The following is a 20,273-nucleotide window of genomic DNA, read 5'->3' as shown; positions in this document are numbered from 1 at the left end:
ATCGAGGGGGGGGCAACAGGGGATAGTCATACGATTAGTGGGGTTATCGGCAGGTTGGGTGGGGGCTGTAGGAAGATATGACGGATGGACGCGGTTTTAGGGAGTTTCACCGTTATTGACCGGCTGCTTTCGACCGATTCTGTTGAAAAAGTCGGACGCGGTTTTAACGGCAGAAAAGTGCGCGCATGAGATTGAAATCTTGAATTGCCGGACAGGCATCCGGACACTGATTTCACGTAGCACCGCGCAAAATGGCCCTTTCACCGATCAGATTCCTGGCAATCTGAGAAAACCGACTTTTCAACAGAATCGTCTGATTTCAGTCGTTCAGCTCAGGAAAGTTCCAGCCCGAAGTGAACATCGAACCTGCTGGGTGACTCAATGATGACGCTTTATGGCAGGGCGATCATGTCCGCTTGAAATGGTCGTAGACTGTCGTTCTTATGGTTTGAGCTCTGATTACCAACATCCGCTCAGAATGGAAAAAGACTTAACGTCGTATCCGGGATCATATCACCACTAAAAAGCGAACGATTTAATGACTTCTCATGGATTTTCAAACCCTTGCGTTACATTCTTTTTAAATGCACACACCCATAGCATGATAATTGCAAGAGGTGGAAACAAAGCGGTTAAACACCACCATCCGCTGTATCCTGTCTTCTTGAAAATTAAAAAAAGTGACAGTATCGGCATGACAATATGGGCAACGATCAACATTATGTTTTGAGGCGTTGCCAGGAAGTATTTATTGGGTAATTCATTTCTGGCAGGCCAAGCTCTAAGCGCCAGAATAGGGAAGCCAAGCCATGCGCCTACAGGTATGCCCAATGGTGTTAACAAGAATATTAATGACCAGTACGGAGAGAGCCCAGCTTTTTTAAGTAAAAATAAGTATGGAACCCCAAGCAAAATAACCCAAATCAATGCGGCTTGAACTTGATACATTTAGATATCCTTATGCATAAATCTAAGTAGACACCCAACAGTGCGAACTGGCCGGAGGGCCTGGTGTACAACATTCCTTGTTCCTCTGGCCACCCGTGTCTGGCTAAGGCTTTTCAGCATACCGACGGCTGTATAAAAACGTTATACACCATGGATGGAAACCCTTGTTTGCTCGACTTCGTGCTCAAGCAAATTCGCCTGACAACCTACTCGATTCGCACTAGACGTGTCTATAGTAGTGAGTTGATAGATGTTTTACATCGTTATACGCCACGAATGGGACTGCCGACGTCAATGATTTTACCCGGGCTGCCGGTGTATTTTTACCTGCAGGCAGTAATCGCCAATTGAGAACCTTCGTGACACAAAGCATGCGCCAAAATCAGACTGTATGCGCATACAACCAGCCATGCTCTAACACGGCGTTTTCGGATACTTTCATAACCTGTTGAAACCTGGCTGTTGATGCTGATCCCGAACTGCCCCATGCCTTTACCGCACTGTTGTTCAGCGACACTGGCTGACTAACAGCCCCCCCTACGGCTGCCATGGAAAGCAATAACGCAATTCGTTGCACAGGTATTCCTCGGAGAAGTTCTGGAGTAGGCGCCGTTTTTCAAGAGTGATCGCGGCGCTCGCCGTATTTTGCGCGTCGTGAATGCTCATTTCGTTACCGGTAAAACCAACTCCTTCTGCCCTTCCACCGTCACGTCATAAACCTTCTGGCTGCACTCCGAGAACCCCTGCAAATCAAACTCAACCAGATAGGTCTTGTTCGCTTTCGGCAGAAAGCTGAGCGGCAACGGCCCGCACTTTTCCAGGCTGTACGTGGTCCCGTGATGAATGCGCCAGTTCGCAACGCCCTCCACCACCGTCCACTGATCCGCCGGCACCAACGTCTCACGGAACGGCCGGGCACGATTGAGCCCACGGACCATGCCCTTGTATAACCCTCGGAACAACGCCGGCGCCTGTTGCTCCAGGGAATCGTTGTAAACAACCCCCACGCTGCTCAGATTCCCCGCGGGCCCAGCGCTGAAGCTCACCAGCGATTCGGTGCTGAGCATTCTGAAAATAATCTTCGCATGTTGGTCATCTGCCATCAGTACGACCGGCTTGGGTTTGGCCGGCGGCGGGCCTTTATGAGAAGAACAACCCGCACCCAAAACAGCCACCAGGCACAACGGAAAGACCCAGGCAAAGGAACGACCCATAGATAAATTCAAACCCTGTTAAATGCCATGTTGGTTAAGTACTAGCCAACAGCAATTTGTTGCGCAGAAGCTAGATGCCCTGATCGCTCAGACCACAGCTCGCTGCATTCGCGGCGTCATGAAAACTCGAAGTGGGAAAGCGGCCACTTGCGAACGTTTTAATTCACAAGCGACCGGTTTGATTCACACAACCACACACCCTGTGGATAACTACTCCACCGTCACCGACTTCGCCAGATTGCGTGGCTGATCCACATCCGTGCCCTTGAGCACCGCCACGTAGTACGAAAGCAACTGCAGCGGGATGGTGTACAGAATCGGTGCCAGGGCATCGATGATGTGCGGCATCGCGACGACGTGGGTGCCTTCGCCGTTTTTCATTCCGGCCTGTTCATCAGCGAACACCACCAGTTCTCCGCCACGTGCGCGGACTTCCTGCAGGTTGGATTTGAGTTTTTCCAGCAGTTCGTTGTTCGGCGCGACCGTGACCACCGGCATGTCGGCATCGACCAGCGCCAGCGGGCCGTGTTTCAGTTCGCCAGCCGGGTAGGCTTCGGCGTGGATGTAGGAGATTTCCTTGAGCTTGAGTGCGCCTTCCATCGCAACCGGGAACTGCGCGCCGCGTCCGAGGAACAGGGTGTGGTGCTTCTCGGCGAACAGTTCGGCGACTTTCTCCACCGTGGTGTCCATCGCCAGCGCTTCGCCCAGGCGGGTTGGCAGGCGGCGCAGTTCGTCGACCAGTTGCGCTTCGACGCCCTCTTCCAGCGAGCCTTTGACCTGACCCAGCGACAGGGTCAGCAGCAGCAAGGCGACCAACTGAGTGGTGAATGCCTTGGTGGAGGCGACGCCGATTTCCGGTCCGGCCTGGGTCAGCAGGGTCAGGTCGGATTCGCGCACCAGCGAGCTGATGCCCACGTTGCAGATCGTAAGGCTGGCCAGAAAACCCAGTTCCTTGGCGTTGCGCAGCGCAGCCAGGGTGTCAGCGGTTTCGCCGGACTGGGAGATCGACACGAACAGCGTGTCGGGCTGAACCACCACCTTGCGATAACGGAATTCGCTGGCCACTTCTACCTGACACGGAATGCCGGCCAGGCCTTCGAGCCAGTAACGCGCGACCATACCGGCGTGGTAGCTGGTGCCGCACGCCACGATCTGCACGTTGCGCACCTTGGCAAACAGCTCGGCGGCCTGTGGACCAAAGGCGTGGACCAGCACCTGCTGCTGACCCAGGCGGCCTTCGAGTGTGCGCTGCACGACCTTGGGCTGCTCGTGGATTTCCTTGAGCATGAAGTGGCGATACTCGCCCTTGTCAGCGGCTTCGGCACCTTCGTGGTACTGCACCACTTCGCGCTCGACCGGCAGGCCGTCCACGGTCCAGATCTGCACGCTGTCGCGGCGAATCTCGGCGATGTCGCCCTCTTCCAGGTACATGAAGCGGTCAGTCACCTGACGCAATGCAAGCTGGTCGGAAGCGAGGAAGTTTTCGCCCAGGCCCATACCGATCACCAGCGGGCTGCCACTGCGTGCCGCCAGCAGACGATCCGGCTGGGCAGCGCTGATCACTGCCAGCCCGTAAGCACCGTGCAGTTCCTTGACCGCCGCCCTCAGGGCAACGGCCAGGTCCGGCGTGTCCTTGAGCTTGTGGTGCAGGAGGTGAACGATGACTTCGGTGTCGGTATCGGACGAGAACACATAGCCCAAAGCCTTGAGCTGCTCACGAAGGGCTTCATGGTTTTCGATGATGCCGTTGTGGACAACTGCCAGCTCGTTGGCCGAGAAATGTGGGTGGGCGTTACGCTCGCAGGGCGCACCGTGGGTGGCCCAGCGGGTGTGGGCGATGCCCAGACGGCCGACCAGTGGCTCGCCGGCAAGTGCCTGCTCCAGCTCGCTGACCTTGCCCGAACGACGACGACGCTCCAGCGTGCCGTCATTGCTGAAAACAGCCACGCCTGCGCTGTCATAGCCACGGTATTCAAGACGTTTCAGGCCTTCGAGCAAAATGGCCGTGATATTCCGTTCAGCGACTGCGCCGACGATTCCACACATGGTTTTCTCCTAGCTGACAGCGGCACAAATCAGATTGATGCCGCGGGCCTTTATCTGGTCGCGCGCCTCGGTGGGCAGACGATCATCGGTAATAAGGGTGTGGATACTGCCCCAGGGCAGTTCCAGATTGGGGATCTTGCGGCCGACCTTGTCGGCCTCGACCATCACGACGACTTCCCGGGCGACTTCAGCCATGACGCGGCTCAGGCCCAGCAGTTCGTTGAAGGTCGTGGTACCACGGATCAGATCGATGCCGTCGGCACCAATGAACAATTGATCGAAATCGTAGGAGCGAAGCACCTGTTCGGCGACCTGCCCCTGAAAGGACTCGGAATGCGGGTCCCACGTTCCGCCGGTCATCAGCAGGACGGGCTCCTGTTCCAGCTCGGTCAGGGCGCGCGCGACGTGCAGCGAGTTGGTCATGACCACAAGGCCAGGCTGTGCGCCCAGTTCAGGGATCAACGCTGCGGTGGTGCTGCCGCTGTCGACGATGATTCGGGCGTGCTCACGAATGCGCGTGACGGCGGCGCGGGCAATGGCCTGTTTGTATTTGGAGACCGGCTGGCTGCCTTCGCTGATCAGCTCGTGGGGCAACGTGACGGCGCCGCCGTAACGACGCAACAACAGGCCATTGGCTTCGAGCGCGGCCAGATCCTTTCGAATCGTAACTTCGGAGGTTTCGAAGCGCTTGGCCAAGTCATCCACGCTGACCTCACCCTGCTCATTGAGCAAGGCAAGGATGTTGTGGCGGCGTTGCGGTGTATTGCGCTTCGACATGACAACCTTAAGTTTCGTTTCGAAAGATAACGAAGGCAATCAAAACCTATTTGAAGGCATTGGTCAAGCGCTCAGGTGGCTCACAGAGCCAGGGAGTGAGATTGCTCATCAAGCGATGTAGGCCATGGCGTCAGCGCCAGGCCTTTCGCGAGCAAGCTGGCTCCCAAGAAAGACCTGTTTAACGCTTGAACGGCCCTTACATACAGTCAGGCTGTGGATAACTAGTCCTTCCTGATTTTCACCGGACGCTTCCAGCCGTCGATGTTGCGCTGGCGAGCGCGAGCCACGGCGAGCTGTGACTTATCCACATCTTGAGTGATGGTCGAGCCTGCCGCTGTGTTCGAACCGCTTCCGATATCCACAGGCGCGATCAGCGAATTGTTCGACCCAATGAAGACGTCCTCTCCGATCGTGGTCTGATGCTTGTTCGCACCGTCGTAGTTAACGGTGATCGTACCGGCACCGATGTTGGTACGAGCCCCGATAACCGTGTCACCCAGGTAAGTCAGGTGCCCGGCTTTCACACCTTCACCGAGCACGGCATTCTTGAGCTCGACAAAGTTACCCACATGCGCCTTCGCACCCAGCACGCTGCCTGGACGCAGACGTGCAAAAGGACCGGCATCGCTGCCCTCGCCCAGAATTGCGCCTTCGATGTGCGTGTTGGCCTTCACCACAACCCCCTTGCGCAGGGTGCTGTCCTTGATGACGCAGTTGGGACCGATGATCACGTCATCCTCAATCACAACGTTGCCTTCCAGCACCACGTTGATGTCGATCAACACATCACGACCGGCGCTGACGTTACCGCGCACATCAAAGCGCGCAGGGTCGCGCAGGGTCACGCCAGCGGCCATGAGACGACGGGCCTCACGCAACTGGTAGTGACGCTCGAGCTCGGAAAGCTGCTTGCGGTCATTGGCGCCCTGCACTTCCATCGGGTCGTGCGGTTGTTCGGTGGCGACCACCAGGCCGTCGTCTACCGCCATGGCAATCACGTCGGTGAGGTAATACTCGCCCTGCACGTTGTTGTTGGACAGACGACCCAGCCAATCGGCCAGTCGCTTGCCAGGCACTGCCAGAATGCCGGTGTTGCCTTCCTTGATCGTCCTCTGCGCCTCGGTCGCGTCCTTGTGCTCGACGATGGCGGACACACGGCCCTGCTCGTCACGCACGATCCGACCGTAGCCGGTCGGATCTTGAAGCGTGACGGTCAACAAACCCAGTTGCATGGGAGTCACACGCTTGAGGAGGCGCTGCAGCGTATCGACTTCAATCAGTGGCACGTCGCCGTACAAAATCAGGACGGTATCGGCGGTCAACGCCGGCACGGCCTGAGCGACGGCGTGTCCAGTACCCAGTTGCTTGTCCTGCATCACGAAATTCAGATCGTCAGCCGCCAGACGCTCACGAACCACATCCGCGCCGTGGCCGATGACGACGTGTATACCGGTTGGGGATAACTGACGGGCGCTGTGGATAACATGACCGAGCATGGAGTTGCCAGCAACCGGATGAAGGACCTTCGGCAGAGCCGAACGCATCCGGGTACCTTGGCCAGCAGCGAGAATAACGATATCGAGGGACATGAGGACTACCAACTGAGCGGGGCGGCAAACAGGGCCACGTACCGGGAACGGGCTGATTCTGAAAAAAGAAAAAGGGTAGCCGAGGCTACCCTTTTTCTCAATCGCGCGTGAAGCAGCGGGGTTAGCCGCCGAACTTCTTGCGAATTTGCTGAACGGTGCGCAGCTGAGCTGCGGCCTCGGCCAGACGAGCAGTTGCAGATCCGTAGTCGAAGTCTGCGCCTTTCTCGTTCAGGGCCTTCTCGGCAGCCTTTACAGCTGCTTGAGCGGAGGCTTCGTCCAGGTCGGCAGCACGTTGCACAGTATCGGCAAGCACCTTGACCATGTTCGGCTGAACCTCAAGGAAACCACCGGAGATGTAAAACACCTCGGCTTCCCCACCCTGCTTGATCAAGCGGATCGGGCCCGGCTTCAGATCAGTGATCAGCGGCGCGTGGCCTGGAGCGATACCGATATCACCCAGGTTACCGTGCGCAATCACCATCTCGACCAGACCGGAGAAGATTTCCCCTTCCGCGCTGACGATGTCGCAATGGACTGTCATAGCCATTTGCTTGCCTCAACCTGATTAGCGCCCGTTGCCGGGCGCCGGGATTACAGTTTCTTGGCTTTCTCGATCGCTTCTTCGATGCCGCCGACCATGTAGAACGCTTGTTCTGGCAGGTGGTCGTAGTCACCGTTGAGGATGCCTTTGAAGCCAGCAATGGTGTCTTTCAGGGAAACGTATTTACCCGAAGCACCGGTGAAGACTTCTGCCACGAAGAAAGGCTGGGACAGGAAGCGCTGGATCTTACGAGCACGGTTAACCAACTGCTTGTCGGTCTCCGACAGCTCGTCCATACCCAGGATCGCGATGATGTCTTTCAGCTCTTTGTAACGCTGCAACACGTACTGAACGCCGCGAGCGGTGTCGTAGTGTTCCTGGCCGATAACGTTCGGATCCAGCTGGCGCGAAGTCGAATCCAGTGGATCGACCGCCGGGTAGATACCCAGGGAGGCGATGTCACGGGACAGTACGACGGTTGCGTCCAAGTGGGCAAACGTGGTCGCTGGCGACGGGTCAGTCAGGTCGTCCGCCGGTACGTATACCGCCTGGATCGAGGTGATCGAACCGTTCTTGGTCGAAGTGATGCGCTCTTGCAGAGTACCCATCTCTTCAGCCAGGGTCGGCTGGTAACCTACTGCGGAAGGCATACGGCCGAGCAGTGCGGATACTTCAGTACCGGCCAGTGTGTAACGGTAGATGTTGTCGACGAACAGCAGAACGTCGTTACCTTCGTCACGGAACTTCTCGGCCATGGTCAGGCCGGTCAGGGCTACGCGCAGACGGTTACCCGGCGGCTCGTTCATCTGGCCGTAGACCAGAGCAACCTTGTCCAGAACGTTGGAATCCTTCATCTCGTGGTAGAAGTCGTTACCCTCACGAGTACGCTCACCCACACCGGCGAACACGGAATAACCGCTGTGCTCGATGGCGATGTTACGGATCAGTTCCATCATGTTTACGGTCTTGCCGACACCGGCACCACCGAACAGACCGACTTTACCGCCTTTGGCAAACGGGCAGACCAGGTCGATAACCTTGATGCCTGTTTCCAGCAGATCGTTGCCGCCCGCTTGCTCAGCGAAGGTTGGCGCAGGACGGTGAATGCCCCAGCGCTCTTCGGTGTCGATCGGACCGGCTTCGTCAATCGGGTTGCCCAGTACGTCCATGATCCGGCCCAGTGTCGCTTTACCGACCGGTACGGAGATGGCTGTGCCAGAGTCTGTCACTTCCAGACCACGCTTCAAGCCCTCGGTGGAGCCCATCGCAATGGTACGAACCACGCCGTCGCCCAGCTGCTGCTGGACTTCCAGGGTGGTTTCTGCCGCGCTTTGTACTTTCAGCGCGTTGTAGATGCTCGGTACGCTATCGCGTGGGAATTCCACGTCGATCACGGCGCCGATGATTTGAACGATACGTCCGCTACTCATTAGCTGGTTCCTCTAATATTTGAACCGTTAAACCGCGGCAGCGCCGCCGACGATTTCCGAGATCTCTTGGGTGATCGCTGCCTGACGCGCCTTGTTGTAGATCAGCTGCAAATCACTGATCAGATCACCGGCGTTGTCGGTGGCGTTCTTCATTGCAATCATCCGCGCCGCTTGTTCAGCTGCGTTGTTCTCGACCACCGCCTGGTACACCTGCGACTCAACGTAGCGAACCATCAAGCCATCGAGCAGCTCTTTGGCATCGGGTTCGTAGAGATAGTCCCAGTGGTGCTTGAGTTTCTGATCCGGGGTTGCCACCAGCGGAATCAACTGCTCCACCGTTGGCTGTTGCGTCATGGTGTTGATGAACTTGTTGGATACCACGGACAGGCGATCAATACGGCCATCCAGGTAGGCATCCAGCATCACCTTGACGCTGCCGATCAAGTCATTGATCGACGGCTCTTCGCCCAGGTGGCTGATCGCAGCGACGACGTTACCGCCGAAGTTGCGGAAAAATGCCGCACCTTTGCTGCCAACCACGCACAGATCGATCTCTACGCCGTTTTCACGGTTTACCGCCATGTCCTTGACCAGAGCCTTGAACAGGTTGGTATTCAAGCCACCGCACAGACCACGGTCACTGCTCACGACGACATAACCGACACGCTTTACTTCGCGCTCGATCATGAACGGGTGGCGATATTCCGGGTTAGCGTTGGCAAGATGACCAATCACCTGGCGGATGCGCTCCGCGTAAGGACGGCTAGCAGCCATGCGCATTTGAGCCTTGCGCATTTTGCTGACCGCCACTTTTTCCATGGCGCTGGTGATCTTTTGCGTGCTTTTGATGCTCGCAATCTTGCTGCGAATCTCTTTTGCGCCTGCCATGTAACACCTATCAGGTTAGCAAGCGGGAGCCTTGCGGCCCCCGCTGCGGCTTACCAGGTTTGGGTGGCCTTGAACTTCTCGATACCGGCTTTCATGCCAGCGTCGATTTCGTCATTGAAGTCACCCTTCACGTTGATCTTCGCCATCAAATCGGCGTGATCGCGGTTGAAGTAAGCAATCAGCGCTTGTTCAAAGCTGCCAATCTTGGCGATTTCGACGTCGGTCAGGAACCCACGCTCAGCGGCATACAGCGACAGCGCCATGTCAGCGATCGACATTGGTGCGTATTGCTTCTGCTTCATCAGCTCGGTAACGCGCTGACCATGCTCAAGTTGCTTACGGGTCGCTTCGTCCAGGTCAGAAGCGAACTGGGCGAATGCCGCCAGTTCACGGTACTGAGCCAGAGCGGTACGGATACCACCGGAGAGCTTCTTGATGATCTTGGTCTGAGCGGCACCACCTACACGCGATACCGAAACACCGGCGTTCACAGCTGGACGGATGCCAGAGTTGAACATGGCCGATTCCAGGAAGATCTGACCGTCGGTGATGGAAATCACGTTGGTCGGAACGAACGCGGAAACGTCGCCAGCCTGGGTTTCGATGATCGGCAGTGCAGTCAGGGAACCGGTTTTGCCGGTCACTGCGCCGTTGGTGAACTTCTCTACGTATTCTTCGGAAACACGCGATGCGCGCTCCAGCAGACGGGAGTGGAGATAGAACACGTCACCTGGGTACGCTTCACGGCCTGGCGGACGGCGCAGCAGCAGGGAAATCTGGCGGTAAGCCACTGCTTGCTTGGACAGATCGTCATAAACGATCAGCGCGTCTTCACCGCGGTCGCGGAAGAATTCACCCATGGTACAACCCGAGTACGGTGCAAGGAATTGCAGCGCAGCGGATTCAGAAGCACTTGCAGCCACGACGATGGTGTTAGCCAGTGCGCCGTTTTCTTCGAGCTTGCGAACAACGTTGGCGATGGTCGATTGTTTCTGACCGATTGCCACGTAGACGCAGAAGATGCCGCTGTCTTTCTGGTTGATGATTGCGTCGATGGCCAGAGCGGTCTTACCGATCTGACGGTCACCGATGATCAGCTCACGCTGGCCACGGCCGACTGGAATCATGGCATCGACAGCCTTGTAGCCAGTCTGTACAGGCTGGTCTACCGACTTACGCCAGATCACGCCTGGAGCAACTTTCTCGACCGCATCGGTCTCGGTGTTGTTCAGCGGACCTTTGCCGTCAACTGGGTTACCCAGTGCATCGACTACGCGACCCAGCAGTTCCTTACCTACCGGAACCTCCAGGATGCGGCCAGTGCACTTGGCGCTCATGCCTTCAGCCAGAGTCGTGTAAGCGCCCAGTACAACGGCACCCACGGAGTCTTGCTCAAGGTTCAGCGCCATACCGTAGACGCCGTCCGGAAACTCGATCATCTCGCCGTACATTACGTCGGCCAGACCGTGAATCCGCACGATACCGTCAGACACGCTGACGACTGTGCCTTCGTTACGGGCTTGGGAGGTTACATCGAGCTTCTCGATGCGACCCTTGATGATTTCACTTATTTCGGAAGGATTGAGTTGCTGCATTGCTCTGCTGCCCCTTCAAACTCAAGATTTCAATGCTTCGGCTAGTTGCGCGATTTTGCCGCGAACTGAGCCATCGATAACCAGGTCGCCGGCGCGGATTACGACACCACCGATAAGGGTGGCATCCTCCGCAGCATGCAGGCGCACTTCCCGGCCGAGCCGTGCACTGAGAACCTTGGCGAGTTTGTCTTGCTGTTCTTGGTTCAATGCGAAAGCACTGGTGACATCCACATCGACCGATTTTTCCTGCTCGGCCTTGTACAGGTCGAACAGTTCGGCGATCTCCGGCAGAAGCGGGAGGCGGTCGTTTTCAGCAACGACGTGAATGAAATTCTGTGCCTTGGCATCGAACTTGTCGCCACACACTTCAATAAAAGTGGTGGCCTTTTGTGCGCTCGTCAGTCGCGGGGCCTTGAGCATGCGCTGCATGGTGTCGTCTTGCGACACCGCAGCAGCCAGGCCGAGCATGGCTGACCAATTGGCCAGTTGCTGGTGGGCCTGCGCGTGCTCGAAGGCCGCCTTCGCGTAAGGTCGGGCCAACGTGGTCAGTTCTGCCATGATCGCCCTCGCTTAAATTTCAGCAGCCAGTTTGTTAACCAGCTCCGCGTGCGCGTTTTGATCGATTGTGGCACCCAGGATCTTCTCTGCGCCATTGACTGCCAGGCTGCCCACTTGGGCGCGCAAGGCGTCTTTGACACTGTTCAGTTCCTGCTCGATCTCGGCCTGAGCCTGAGCCTTTACACGGTCAGCTTCAACGCGAGCCTGTTCACGGGCTTCGTCGACAATCTGAGTACCGCGTTTCTTGGCTTGCTCAATGATTTCAGCTGCTTGAGCCTTAGCTTCGCGCAGTTGTTGACCCACTTTGTCTTGGGCCAGCTCCAGGTCGCGAGCTGCTCGGGAAGCAGCGTCCAGTCCATCCGCGATCTTCTTCTGACGTTCGTGCAAAGCCGCGATGACCGGAGGCCACACGAACTTCATGCAGAACAGCACAAAAATGAAGAACGCAACGGACTGGCCAATCAGGGTTGCATTAATGTTCACGCCAACACCTCGCTCGTTCGTTGTCCATCACACCAATCAACTCGAAAATTCGAGTGATCAGCCAGCGAGTTGACCAACGAAGGGGTTCGCAAAGGTGAAGAACAGAGCGATACCAACACCGATCATGGTCACGGCGTCGAGCAAGCCCGCAACGATGAACATTTTAACTTGCAGCATTGGAACCATTTCCGGCTGACGCGCTGCGCCTTCCAGGAATTTGCCGCCCAACAGGCCGAAACCGATTGCAGTACCCAGTGCGCCCAGGCCGATCAACAGTGCAACAGCGATAGCGGTTAGACCAACTACAGTTTCCATCTTTCCTCCCGACTTTTACGTCGTATTGGTTAGGTTTTTTTAATTAAAGCGGTAAAGCAAAATCGTTTGTTACATCAGCCCTTGCGGGCACCGTCCGCACATGGCGAGACGGTCATCAGAAACGCCCGGAGGCGGATCTCAATGGTTATCTTCGTGAGCCATCGACAGGTAGACGATGGTCAGCATCATGAAGATGAACGCTTGCAGGGTGATGATCAGGATGTGGAACACAGCCCATGCCCATTGCAGAACGATACCCAGCCCGCTCAGCCAGAGCAGACCGCTGCCGAACATGACGGCGATCAGGATGAACACCAGCTCGCCAGCATACATGTTGCCGAACAGACGCAGTGCCAGAGAAATCGGCTTGGCTACCAGCGTCACGAACTCCAGCAGGAAGTTGACCGGAATCAGCAGTGCCTGAACGAAGATGTTCTTGCTGCCGAACGGGTGCAGGGTCAGTTCGCCGATGAAGCCGCCGATGCCCTTGACCTTGATGCTGTAGAAAATGATCAGCGCGAAGACCGACAGGGCCATGCCCAGAGTCGCGTTTGGATCGGTAGTCGGAACGGCACGGAACGCAATGTGCTCATTGCCCGACACCATCATCGCCAGTTGAGGAATCCAGTCGACCGGCACCAGGTCGACGGCGTTCATCAGGAACACCCAGACGAAAATGGTCAGGGCCAGTGGCGCGATGACCGCGCTACGACCGTGGAAACTGTCTTTCACGCTGTTGTCGACGAACTCGACCAGGACTTCAACGAAGTTCTGCAGGGCGCCCGGCTGGCCGGAAGTCGCCTTCTTGGCCGCCATGCGGAAGATCAGAACGAAAATCAGACCCAACGCAACCGACCAGCCGAGGGTATCGACGTGGAAAGCCCAGAAACCCATTTCCTTGGCTTCTGCTGCGGTGTGGGCAAAGCCCCATTCGCCATTGGGCAGGTGCCCGAATGTCAGGTTCTGCAAGTGGTGCTGGATATAGCCCGAAGCTGTTTGCTCTGCCATGGTTGCCTCAAACGCCCTAAGGTCTCGAAAGTCTTGTTCTCGTGAGCAGGGGAGCGAACCAGTTGACCACCTGGATCAACATGAACACCCCGAAAACCGCCAGCGGTGCCAGCGGCTTCACGCCTGCAAACGTCAGCGCAAACAGCACTGCCGTCAAAATAAGTTTGCCCGCCTCACCGGCGTAGAACGACCGGACGATGGCTTGAGCGGCTCGGGCCCCGGAAAACCGGAACGCCTTGTGAGCGAAATATAAATTGGGTAGCCAGGCTATCAGGCCTCCACAGAGTCCTGAGTATCCTGCTACGACTCCACGCCACTGCCACAGCGCCAACGCGGCTATCAGCAGGACGATCAATTGAGCCAGCAAAACCGGAAAAACCGCGAGGCGATGAAACGGCAAGCGGTCTGGCATGCGTGATTCCATCGCATCTGCTCCTTGGCTGTCGGTCGCCATCATCTGTAACTTGGCATAATTTGTGCCGACAAAATGCGCGCAGAGTATAGGGGCGGTTAAGTCCCTATTCAACAGTCAGGTAGTGATTTCCGACTATACGCTACGGAGTAATTGTTTCAGCGAATGTGGGCGAGCACACCTTGCAACTCATCCAGCGAGTTATAACGGATGACTAATTGCCCTTTTCCCTTCTGCCCGTGACGAATCTGGACGGCAGACCCTAAACGCTCGGCCAGACGCTGTTCAAGCCGGCTGATGTCAGGATCGGTCTTGACCGGTTCAGCAGGGGTTTCCTTGCCGCTGAGCCACTGCCTGACCAGTGCTTCTGTCTGGCGTACGGTCAACCCACGTGCGACAACGTGTCGCGCCCCTTCAACCTGTCTCTCTTCCGGCAGACCGAGCAGTGCACGTGCATGCCCCATCTCCAGGTCGCCATGGGACAGCATGGTCTTGATGACCTCAGGCAGCGCAATCAGACGCAGCAGGTTGGCGACACTGACCCGCGACTTGCCGACGGCATCGGCCACTTGTTGTTGAGTCAGCTGAAACTCCTGCTGCAGACGCTGCAATGCCATCGCTTCTTCGATGGGGTTGAGGTCTTCGCGCTGGATGTTCTCGATCAACGCCATGGCGATAGCGGTTTCATCCGGCACATCGCGAACCATGGCCGGAATTGTTTCGACACCGGCCTGCTGACTGGCGCGCCAGCGACGTTCACCGGCGATGATTTCGAAGCGGTTGTCGCCGATCGGACGAATCACGATGGGCTGCATCACGCCTTGGGCCTTGATCGACTGCGCCAGTTCTTCAAGCGCCTGAGGGTCCATGTCACGGCGTGGCTGATATTTGCCACGCTGGATCATGTCCAGTGGCACATGCTGCAACTCGCGTTCGGGCGCCTTGATGGCCTGCTCTTCCAGCGAACTGACGGTTGGACTGCTCAGAAGTGCGTCCAACCCACGTCCGAGACCTCGTTTCTTGACGGCCATGGGAATTCCTTAGGTTGGCTGAGCGGTTTTCGTACCGCGACGTTGACGACGTACCAGTTCACTGGCGAGCGCCAGGTAGGCCAGCGCTCCCCGGGAGGACTTGTCGTAGGCGAGTACCGGCATGCCGAAGCTCGGGGCCTCGGCCAGCCTGATGTTTCTTGGAATCACCGTGTCGTACAACTGTTCGCCAAAGTGCTCCTTGAGCTGCGCCGAGACATCGTTGATCAGGCTCAGGCGCGGGTCGTACATCGTGCGCAACAGCCCTTCGATCTTGAGCTGCGGATTGAGCAGTTCAGCGATGCGCTTGATGTTATCCACAAGGTCGCTCAAACCTTCGAGCGCGAAGTACTCGCACTGCATGGGGATAATCACACCGTCGGACGCCACCAGGGCGTTGAGCGTCAGCATCGACAGCGATGGCGGGCAGTCGATGAGAATGTAATCGTAGTTTTCGCGAATGGGCGCCAGCGCATTGCGCAGACGGCTTTCCTTCATCTGCATTTCCAGCAGCACCACTTCGCCCGCCGTCAGGTCACGGTTGGCCGGAAGCAGTTGATAACCGCCGTGTTCGGAGAACTGCATGGCCTCGGCAAGATCGCACTCGCCGATCAGCAGGTCGTAGACGGAGTTCTCCAGATTGTGTTTATCCACACCGCTCCCCATGGTCGCATTGCCCTGGGGATCGAGGTCGATCAACAGCACGCGTCGTTTGGTAGCAACCAGTGACGCGGCGAGGTTGATGCATGTGGTGGTCTTGCCTACTCCACCTTTCTGGTTCGCTATCGCGAATACCTTAGCCATTATCGCTTGTGTTCCCAATCATGCCGTGCGGCGCAGTATCAGCAGATGGCGTTGGCCTTGGCAACCTGGAACGGTCAAGGCTTGTGCGCTATCGAGTTGAAAATCCGAGGGCAATGCTACCAGCTCATCGGCAGGATGCAGCCCTTTCATCGCCAGCCAGCGTGTCTGTATGTCGCCCATGTGGCGAGTCCATCCGGTGAAGTCTTCCAGACTGCTGAACGCACGGGAAATGATTCCGTTGAACGGTAGCGCCGGCTGATAGGTTTCTGCACGGCTGTGGATAACTTCGAGATTGTCCAGCTTCAGCTCCAGTTTGACCTGGGTCTGGAAGCGAGTCTTCTTGCCGTTGCTGTCCAGCAGCGAAACTTTCATCTGCGGAAACATGATGGCCATGGGAATACCAGGCATACCGCCACCGCTGCCCACATCGAGCCAGCGCTCGCCTTCGATACCGCCTTCGATGAAAGAAATCACGCTCAGGCTGTCCAGCAAATGCCTGGACACCATCTCATCGGGGTTGCGCACAGCCGTCAGGTTGTAGGCCTTGTTCCACTTTATCAACAGCGCCAGGTACGCCAGCAATTGCTCATGCTGAGTCTGGGTCAGACTGATGCCCAGTTCACGGGCACCGGTGGATAACTCTGCTGCGTGTTGCGGGGTGACCATAGAACTCAAGCGCTTTGCTCCAACTGACGGCCCGCGCCGCGTTTTTTCAAGTGAATCATCAACAGGGAAATCGCCGCCGGCGTAACGCCCGGAATGCGCGAGGCCTGTCCGAGCGTCTCGGGACGAGTTATCCCCAGCTTGCTTTGAATCTCTTTCGACAACCCGGAAATCCCGGCGTAGTCGATGTCTTCAGGCAGTTTCGTGTCTTCGCTGGCCCGCAGACGCGCGATTTCGTCCTGCTGCCGATCAATGTAACCAGCGTATTTGGTCTTGATCTCGACCTGCTCGGCGACTTGTGGGTCGCTGCAGCCTTCACCCGTGAGGGAAATCAGGCTGGCGTAATCGATTTCCGGACGCGTCAGCAGGTTGAGCAGGTTGTATTCGTGCGTCAGTGGCGTGCCGAAATGTGCGGCAATGGCATCGCCTTGTTCGGTACCGGGACGGACCCAGGTACTTTTCAGACGCTGCTCTTCGCGTTCGATGTTTTCACGCTTGGTGCAGAACGCAGCCCAGCGTACGTCATCGACCAGACCCAGTTCGCGACCCTTTTCGGTCAGACGCAGGTCGGCGTTGTCTTCGCGCAGGATCAAACGGTATTCGGCGCGAGACGTGAACATCCGGTAAGGCTCTTGGGTACCCAGGGTGATGAGGTCATCGACCAACACGCCGATGTACGCCTCGTCCCGGCGCGGGCACCAGCTGTCTCTGCCCTGCGCGCGCAGCGCGGCATTGGTTCCGGCCAGCAAACCTTGAGCACCCGCTTCTTCGTAGCCGGTTGTGCCGTTGATCTGGCCTGCGAAAAACAGGCCGCCGATCACTTTGGTTTCGAGGCTGTACTTCAGATCGCGAGGATCGAAGTAATCGTACTCGATGGCATAACCCGGGCGAACGATGTGCGCATTCTCCATACCGCGAATCGAGCGAACGATTTGCAACTGAACGTCGAATGGCAACGACGTGGAAATCCCGTTCGGGTAAAGCTCATGCGTAGTCAGCCCTTCCGGTTCGATGAAGACCTGATGGCTTTCCTTGTCAGCAAAGCGATGAATCTTGTCTTCGATCGACGGGCAGTAACGCGGGCCGATGCCTTCGATCACACCGGAATACATCGGCGAGCGATCAAGGTTGGACGCGATGATTTCGTGAGTCCGCGCGTTGGTATGGGTAATCCAGCAACTGACTTGCGCCGGATGCTGTTCCTTGGACCCCATGAACGACATGACCGGAATCGGTGTGTCACCCGGCTGCTCGGTCATCACCGAAAAATCGACAGATCGACCATCGATACGTGGCGGTGTGCCTGTTTTCAGGCGCCCTACTCGCAAAGGCAGTTCACGCAGACGGCGTGCAAGTGCGATGGACGGCGGATCACCTGCACGGCCACCGGAATAGTTCTGCATACCAATGTGGATAAGGCCGCCCAGGAATGTACCGGTGGTCAACACAACAGAGTCGGCCATGAAACGCAGACCCATCTGGGTCACGACACCGCGTACCTGGTCCTGCTCGACGATCAAGTCGTCACAGGACTGCTGAAATATCCACAGGTTCGGCTGATTCTCGAGCGTTTCACGAATAGCCGCCTTGTACAGAACCCGGTCTGCCTGCGCACGGGTTGCCCGTACCGCTGGGCCCTTGCGGCTGTTCAGCACGCGGAACTGGATGCCGCCCTTATCAGTGGCCATGGCCATCGCGCCGCCAAGGGCGTCGATTTCCTTGACCAGATGGCTTTTACCGATGCCACCGATAGCGGGGTTGCAGCTCATCTGGCCGAGGGTTTCCACGTTATGCGTCAACAACAGGGTTTTGACACCCATGCGTGCCGACGCAAGTGCGGCCTCGGTACCGGCATGACCGCCACCGATGACGATCACTTCAAAACGGGAAGGGAAATCCACCACGCACCTCGTGCCTGTTGTCGATGGGAAATTGGGATAGCTGACAAGTATAGGGACTTACCCCACCTGAATGAAACCCGTTGCACAAAATTTAACCAGCTGTGGAAAACTCGCGGATAAAGAAAATAAAAAGGAAAGAAAGTTTATAAAGCCTTGTTTTTATGTTTATTCTTACTGGGCCTACTTTCTGTGGATAGATCGCTACAGGCCTTTATTTTCAATGTGTACAGAGAATCAAAAGTCTGTGGTCAGGTGCCAATGAGGGTTTGGGATAACCGTCCTGAGCCTGTGGATTAAAGTGCACTTTGTCCACAGGCGGGTTTATCTTCAGGTTTCAACCCCGGTTATCAACCGAGCTAAGGCGCGGTTATGCACAGGGCTTATTTCACAGAAAATGTTGAAATTCCGTTGTTGGGTACGTTTTGAGAGGCGTTATGCGGCCGTGAATGAATTCCACAGCGGTCAAAAATCGTATTTTCTGGACGAACGACCTGCACGAACATACTCACTCAGCAACACATTCGGCCGTTAGTGAGTCTCATATGGGCTGAGATGCAGGTTGATGTGATGACTTATCAACAGGCCGCAGGAACGATTGCCGTGTCCTTACCGTGGTGTCGTGAGTGACATGACGGGTGCCCGGATGCTGACGCCCTGTTCAAAAACAGATGACGTCAGCGTGTTGCCTGGCTACTTTCCGATGCAGAAACTGGAGAAGATCCTGCCGAGCAGATCATCTGAGCTGAAAGCACCGGTGATTTCACCCAGCGACTGCTGCGCCTGGCGTAAATCCTCGGCCAACAGCTCTCCTGCACCCGCCAGCGTCAATTGTGCCCTTCCGTGCTCCAGAGAGTCGCTGGCATGTCGCAGTGCCTCAAGGTGCCGGCGACGGGCGCTGAAGCTGCTTTCCGACGTCTGCTCATAGCCCATGCACGCTTTGAGGTGTTCACGCAGCAGTTCAAGGCCTTCTCCACCCGCCTTGGCGCTAAGGCTGATGGTCACGTGCCCGTCCTGGCTGGTTTCAAGTTCAGTTCTGTCGCCGCTGAGGTCCGACTTGTTACGGATCAGCGTGACCTTGGCCGGGTCTGGGCGTTGCTCAAGGAATTCGGGCCACAGGGCAAAGGGATCACGCGCTTCTGGTGCTGTGGCATCCACTACCAGCAAGATCCGATCGGCCTCGCTGATGGCCTTCAGAGCGCGTTGTACACCAATCATCTCCACCTGATCCTGCGTGTCACGCAAACCGGCTGTGTCCACTACGTGCAACGGCATGCCATCGATGTGGATATGTTCGCGCAATACGTCACGGGTGGTGCCGGCGATTTCGGTCACGATGGCCGCTTCGCGCCCGGCCAGTGCATTGAGCAAGCTGGATTTTCCCGCGTTGGGGCGACCTGCGATCACCACCGTCATGCCATCACGCAACAAAGCGCCTTGACCCGCCTCGCGCAGGACTGTGGATAACTCATCGCGCACATCATCGAGCATGCTCAGCACATGGCCGTCGGCGAGGAAGTCGATTTCCTCCTCCGGAAAGTCGATGGCTGCTTCGACATAGATCCGCAGACTGATCAGTTTCTCGGTGAGGTTATCCACACGCTGGGAAAAAACGCCCTGCAGTGAGCGCAGTGCATTACGCGCAGCCTGTGCAGAACTGGCTTCGATCAGGTCGGCAATGGCCTCGGCCTGCGCAAGGTCCAGCTTGTCGTTGAGGAATGCCCGTTCACTGAATTCACCAGGACGTGCCAGTCGGCAGCCCAGTTCCAGACAACGCTGCAACAACATGTCGAGCACGATCGGACCACCATGGCCCTGCAGCTCCAGCACATCCTCACCGGTAAACGAGTTCGGGCCGGGAAAATACAGGGCGATGCCTTCGTCCAGGACCTGGCCGTTTGCGTCGGTGAACGGTCCGTAATGGGCATAACGCGGTTTGGGCGTTCGGCCGATGATGGCGTGCGCAGCCTTGCTGGCCAATGGCCCTGAGATACGGACGATGCCGACGCCTCCCCGACCTTGAGCGGTGGCGATGGCGGCGATTGTTTCACGAGGGACGTTCATGGTCCGGCTCCT

The 20,273-nt window shown here is 56.9% G+C and carries 19 protein-coding genes; all 19 read right to left on the bottom strand.

The genetic code is table 11. The features are described from left to right. Positions 1-546: 546 nt before the first annotated feature. Entirely contained in the window at positions 547-948 is a 402-nt protein-coding gene (locus H8S56_RS12600) for a hypothetical protein (RefSeq protein WP_187518865.1), read from the bottom strand. A gap of 662 nt (positions 949-1,610) precedes the next feature. Beyond that, on the bottom strand, positions 1,611-2,162 hold the full coding sequence (locus H8S56_RS12595; RefSeq protein ID WP_187518812.1) for a hypothetical protein: 552 nt from the start codon (positions 2,160-2,162) through the stop codon (positions 1,611-1,613). Between the two features lie 210 nt (positions 2,163-2,372). Continuing rightward, positions 2,373-4,208, bottom strand: coding sequence for a glutamine--fructose-6-phosphate transaminase (isomerizing) (gene glmS, locus H8S56_RS12590; protein ID WP_187518811.1), 1,836 nt, complete (start codon positions 4,206-4,208; stop codon positions 2,373-2,375). Between the two features lie 9 nt (positions 4,209-4,217). Further along, positions 4,218-4,985 carry a DeoR/GlpR family DNA-binding transcription regulator gene (locus H8S56_RS12585; RefSeq protein WP_024686458.1) on the bottom strand — a complete coding sequence of 256 codons (768 nt, stop codon included), beginning with the start codon at positions 4,983-4,985 and terminating at the stop codon, positions 4,218-4,220. A gap of 221 nt (positions 4,986-5,206) precedes the next feature. Continuing rightward, a complete protein-coding gene (glmU, locus tag H8S56_RS12580; protein WP_187518810.1) occupies positions 5,207-6,574 on the bottom strand; it encodes a bifunctional UDP-N-acetylglucosamine diphosphorylase/glucosamine-1-phosphate N-acetyltransferase GlmU in 1,368 nt (455 codons plus the stop codon). A 121-nt stretch (positions 6,575-6,695) separates the two neighbouring features. After that, the gene (locus H8S56_RS12575) at positions 6,696-7,121 is read right to left on the bottom strand and encodes a F0F1 ATP synthase subunit epsilon (RefSeq protein WP_004882435.1); all 426 of its coding nucleotides are present in this window, start codon (positions 7,119-7,121) and stop codon (positions 6,696-6,698) included. A 44-nt stretch (positions 7,122-7,165) separates the two neighbouring features. Continuing rightward, the gene (gene atpD / locus H8S56_RS12570; RefSeq protein WP_004882436.1) at positions 7,166-8,545 is read right to left on the bottom strand and encodes a F0F1 ATP synthase subunit beta; all 1,380 of its coding nucleotides are present in this window, start codon (positions 8,543-8,545) and stop codon (positions 7,166-7,168) included. Between the two features lie 27 nt (positions 8,546-8,572). Continuing rightward, the gene (gene atpG / locus H8S56_RS12565; protein ID WP_024686633.1) at positions 8,573-9,433 is read right to left on the bottom strand and encodes a F0F1 ATP synthase subunit gamma; all 861 of its coding nucleotides are present in this window, start codon (positions 9,431-9,433) and stop codon (positions 8,573-8,575) included. 50 nt (positions 9,434-9,483) lie between these two features. After that, positions 9,484-11,028 (bottom strand): F0F1 ATP synthase subunit alpha, encoded by a 1,545-nt coding sequence (atpA, locus tag H8S56_RS12560; RefSeq protein ID WP_024686634.1) that lies wholly within the window; start codon positions 11,026-11,028, stop codon positions 9,484-9,486. Between the two features lie 21 nt (positions 11,029-11,049). After that, a complete protein-coding gene (locus H8S56_RS12555; protein WP_004882439.1) occupies positions 11,050-11,586 on the bottom strand; it encodes a F0F1 ATP synthase subunit delta in 537 nt (178 codons plus the stop codon). 12 nt (positions 11,587-11,598) lie between these two features. Continuing rightward, positions 11,599-12,069 (bottom strand): F0F1 ATP synthase subunit B, encoded by a 471-nt coding sequence (locus H8S56_RS12550; protein ID WP_024686635.1) that lies wholly within the window; start codon positions 12,067-12,069, stop codon positions 11,599-11,601. Between the two features lie 57 nt (positions 12,070-12,126). Continuing rightward, positions 12,127-12,384 (bottom strand): F0F1 ATP synthase subunit C, encoded by a 258-nt coding sequence (atpE, locus tag H8S56_RS12545; RefSeq protein WP_002555987.1) that lies wholly within the window; start codon positions 12,382-12,384, stop codon positions 12,127-12,129. Positions 12,385-12,522: 138 nt separating this feature from the next. After that, a complete protein-coding gene (gene atpB / locus H8S56_RS12540) occupies positions 12,523-13,392 on the bottom strand; it encodes a F0F1 ATP synthase subunit A (RefSeq protein ID WP_024686636.1) in 870 nt (289 codons plus the stop codon). Between the two features lie 16 nt (positions 13,393-13,408). Next, positions 13,409-13,816, bottom strand: coding sequence for a F0F1 ATP synthase subunit I (locus H8S56_RS12535; protein ID WP_004882442.1), 408 nt, complete (start codon positions 13,814-13,816; stop codon positions 13,409-13,411). Between the two features lie 146 nt (positions 13,817-13,962). Next, a complete protein-coding gene (locus tag H8S56_RS12530; protein ID WP_024686637.1) occupies positions 13,963-14,835 on the bottom strand; it encodes a ParB/RepB/Spo0J family partition protein in 873 nt (290 codons plus the stop codon). A gap of 9 nt (positions 14,836-14,844) precedes the next feature. Further along, positions 14,845-15,636 carry a ParA family protein gene (locus H8S56_RS12525; protein ID WP_024686638.1) on the bottom strand — a complete coding sequence of 264 codons (792 nt, stop codon included), beginning with the start codon at positions 15,634-15,636 and terminating at the stop codon, positions 14,845-14,847. 18 nt (positions 15,637-15,654) lie between these two features. After that, positions 15,655-16,311, bottom strand: coding sequence for a 16S rRNA (guanine(527)-N(7))-methyltransferase RsmG (gene rsmG, locus H8S56_RS12520; RefSeq protein WP_187518809.1), 657 nt, complete (start codon positions 16,309-16,311; stop codon positions 15,655-15,657). Then, entirely contained in the window at positions 16,308-18,200 is a 1,893-nt protein-coding gene (gene mnmG / locus H8S56_RS12515) for a tRNA uridine-5-carboxymethylaminomethyl(34) synthesis enzyme MnmG (RefSeq protein WP_024686640.1), read from the bottom strand. Before mnmG ends, rsmG begins: the two co-directional genes overlap by 4 nt. A gap of 690 nt (positions 18,201-18,890) precedes the next feature. Then, positions 18,891-20,261 (bottom strand): tRNA uridine-5-carboxymethylaminomethyl(34) synthesis GTPase MnmE, encoded by a 1,371-nt coding sequence (gene mnmE / locus H8S56_RS12510; protein ID WP_187518808.1) that lies wholly within the window; start codon positions 20,259-20,261, stop codon positions 18,891-18,893. Positions 20,262-20,273: the final 12 nt, after the last annotated feature.

It is taken from the genome of Pseudomonas triticifolii (assembly GCF_014358015.1).
GTDB lineage: Bacteria > Pseudomonadota > Gammaproteobacteria > Pseudomonadales > Pseudomonadaceae > Aquipseudomonas > Aquipseudomonas triticifolii.
Note: the sequence above shows the minus strand (reverse complement) of the source record. Positions and strands in the feature narration are given on the sequence as shown.

Excerpts from the sequence above, each read along its gene's own strand:
- H8S56_RS12600 (WP_187518865.1), bottom strand. The coding sequence starts at position 948 with ATGTATCAAGTTCAAGCCGCATTGATTTGGGTTATTTTGCTTGGGGTT.
- H8S56_RS12595 (WP_187518812.1), bottom strand. The coding sequence starts at position 2,162 with ATGGGTCGTTCCTTTGCCTGGGTCTTTCCGTTGTGCCTGGTGGCTGTT.
- glmS (WP_187518811.1), bottom strand. The coding sequence starts at position 4,208 with ATGTGTGGAATCGTCGGCGCAGTCGCTGAACGGAATATCACGGCCATT.
- H8S56_RS12585 (WP_024686458.1), bottom strand. The coding sequence starts at position 4,985 with ATGTCGAAGCGCAATACACCGCAACGCCGCCACAACATCCTTGCCTTG.
- glmU (WP_187518810.1), bottom strand. The coding sequence starts at position 6,574 with ATGTCCCTCGATATCGTTATTCTCGCTGCTGGCCAAGGTACCCGGATG.
- H8S56_RS12575 (WP_004882435.1), bottom strand. The coding sequence starts at position 7,121 with ATGGCTATGACAGTCCATTGCGACATCGTCAGCGCGGAAGGGGAAATC.
- atpD (WP_004882436.1), bottom strand. The coding sequence starts at position 8,545 with ATGAGTAGCGGACGTATCGTTCAAATCATCGGCGCCGTGATCGACGTG.
- atpG (WP_024686633.1), bottom strand. The coding sequence starts at position 9,433 with ATGGCAGGCGCAAAAGAGATTCGCAGCAAGATTGCGAGCATCAAAAGC.
- atpA (WP_024686634.1), bottom strand. The coding sequence starts at position 11,028 with ATGCAGCAACTCAATCCTTCCGAAATAAGTGAAATCATCAAGGGTCGC.
- H8S56_RS12555 (WP_004882439.1), bottom strand. The coding sequence starts at position 11,586 with ATGGCAGAACTGACCACGTTGGCCCGACCTTACGCGAAGGCGGCCTTC.
- atpE (WP_002555987.1), bottom strand. The coding sequence starts at position 12,384 with ATGGAAACTGTAGTTGGTCTAACCGCTATCGCTGTTGCACTGTTGATC.
- atpB (WP_024686636.1), bottom strand. The coding sequence starts at position 13,392 with ATGGCAGAGCAAACAGCTTCGGGCTATATCCAGCACCACTTGCAGAAC.
- H8S56_RS12535 (WP_004882442.1), bottom strand. The coding sequence starts at position 13,816 with ATGGAATCACGCATGCCAGACCGCTTGCCGTTTCATCGCCTCGCGGTT.
- H8S56_RS12530 (WP_024686637.1), bottom strand. The coding sequence starts at position 14,835 with ATGGCCGTCAAGAAACGAGGTCTCGGACGTGGGTTGGACGCACTTCTG.
- H8S56_RS12525 (WP_024686638.1), bottom strand. The coding sequence starts at position 15,636 with ATGGCTAAGGTATTCGCGATAGCGAACCAGAAAGGTGGAGTAGGCAAG.
- mnmE (WP_187518808.1), bottom strand. The coding sequence starts at position 20,261 with ATGAACGTCCCTCGTGAAACAATCGCCGCCATCGCCACCGCTCAAGGT.